Annotated in this window: 2 protein-coding genes; both read right to left on the minus strand. The window is 33.7% G+C overall.

Going from position 1 to position 1,951, the window contains the following annotated elements:
* Positions 1-239 (minus strand): Uma2 family endonuclease (locus tag F6K13_RS30835; RefSeq protein ID WP_287289530.1); only part of this gene is annotated, 239 nt, incomplete at its 3' end.
* 1,012 nt (positions 240-1,251) lie between these two features.
* A partial coding sequence (locus F6K13_RS30840) for an ABC transporter ATP-binding protein (RefSeq protein WP_287289532.1) occupies positions 1,252-1,951 on the minus strand: 700 nt, incomplete at its 5' end.

A 1,951-nucleotide genomic window follows, 5' to 3' on the forward strand; every position in this document is an offset into this window, starting at 1 on the left:
TTATAAAGTCTAGATTCAGGTATCCATAAACGTAAATCAGTCATAAATACTCGGTATGGTTTACCTTTTAGTGCATACTTCAGTGCAGCATAAAAGTTACCAGAAATTAAATTGTGATTTGGCGTACATCCAACCATTTTAATTATTTCCCCCTGACGATATTCACTCCTAAATTCTGCTGCTTCTTCCAGTTCTAAATACTCTTCGGTAGAGTAATATTTTTGCTCAGTTGCCTGCATTATTTTCTCCTTTTTTGTTTTTATATTTTGACTGAATTATACCAAATTCAAAAAAGATAGTTACAGGATAATGACGGTCATTTCAGTTATCAGTTATCAGTTATCAGTTAACAGTATCTCTGCAATAAGGAGGCTTGAAATACGGAATTCTCTTTTTTTTATCCCCTTATACCAATTACCAAAAGTAATACTATACTTAGATAACACTTCAGTTATTAAGTAATTAAACTATCCTAATAAATTTTTTGCTAATTTGAGTCAATTTAATATTAATTATTATTATTTTTATTTCTCCCCCACTCCCCCTCCTGCGAGGGGTTAGGGGTAAGTCCCCTACTATGCGAAAATGTAGAAAAGTTGTTGATAAATGGTATTAAAAGGGAAGGCTTTAGACCACAATTTTTCGGTAAAAGAGTCAAATCCTACCTTTCAAAGCGGAGTTGAAATAGGGTTTGCTGAAAAAAGCAGAGCCTGGGGAGGGTGGGGAGTGTCGGAAGTGTGGGGAGAAAGAGAAAGTAGGAAGAATAATTCTATATGTCAGTGCTTTTAGATTTAATGAGAAAACCCTAAATATATGCTGTTTAAATGGAAAGAAAAATCAATCCACCCTCAAATTAGATAAACAATTAGATAATTTAATAAACTACGTTAAATCAATTATGGAGTAGTCTTTCTTGAATGTAAAATCAAAGATTTATAGTTTACCAAGATAAAAGAGAATGTAAGCATTCAGCTATTAGGATTCAGCAAACAGATGCATGAACATATAGGACTTACTAAGGTTAGCTTGTTACCTTTTTTTTCCCTGGGGAATGCTGCATAAACATAATTTTGAATACTCCTTCTAAGATAATAAGTTAATAACTGAAGTCCGCACTTCCGACTTTATGAGGCTAGCTGATAGCTGATAGCTGACTGCTGAATGTTTACAAGAGAATATTCCAGATTTCAAGCCTCCTTATTGCAGAGATACTGATAACTGATAACTGATAACTGATAACTGAAATGACTTCTATTCTAATAACTGCTTTAACTTTTGCTCATTCCAAAGTGACTGATATAATCCAGTTTGCTCTACTAATTCTGCATGATTTCCAATTTGTACAATTTTCCCTTTATCCATCACAAAAATTCTATTAGCAGTAGCAGCAGCAGACATTTGATGGGAGATAAAAATTACCGTTTTCTTTTGAGTTCCAGTTGATAAATTTTGCAAAATATGAGTTGCTGTCTGATTATCTACGCTGGAAAGTGCATCATCTAAAATTAATATTGGAGCGTCAACTAATAAAGCTCTTGCTAATGCCGTTCTTTGTCTTTGTCCTCCTGATAAAGTAATCCCTCTTTCTCCAACTATCGTTTCATATTGTTGGGGAAAATTGAGAATTTCTGCGTGAATTTGTGCTTGTTTAGCAGCAGTTTCTATTTCTATTTGTTCAGCTAATGGGTCGCCATAACGGATGTTATTTTTAATTGTTGTACTGAAGAGAAAACTTTCTTGGGGAACGTAAGCGATCGCCTGTCGTAAATCTGTTAATTTTAGTTGAGTTATGTCATAGCCATCTATAAATAGTTGGTCAATATTAATATCTAAAAGTCGAGGTAATGTATTGGCTAAAGTTGATTTTCCGGCACCAATAGATCCGACTATAGCTATAGTTTCTCCTGGTTGAATCAGAAAATTAATGTTGTCTAAAGCTGGTGTTTTACTA

It is taken from the genome of Okeania sp. SIO2B9, assembly GCF_010672505.1.
GTDB lineage: Bacteria > Cyanobacteriota > Cyanobacteriia > Cyanobacteriales > Microcoleaceae > Okeania > Okeania hirsuta.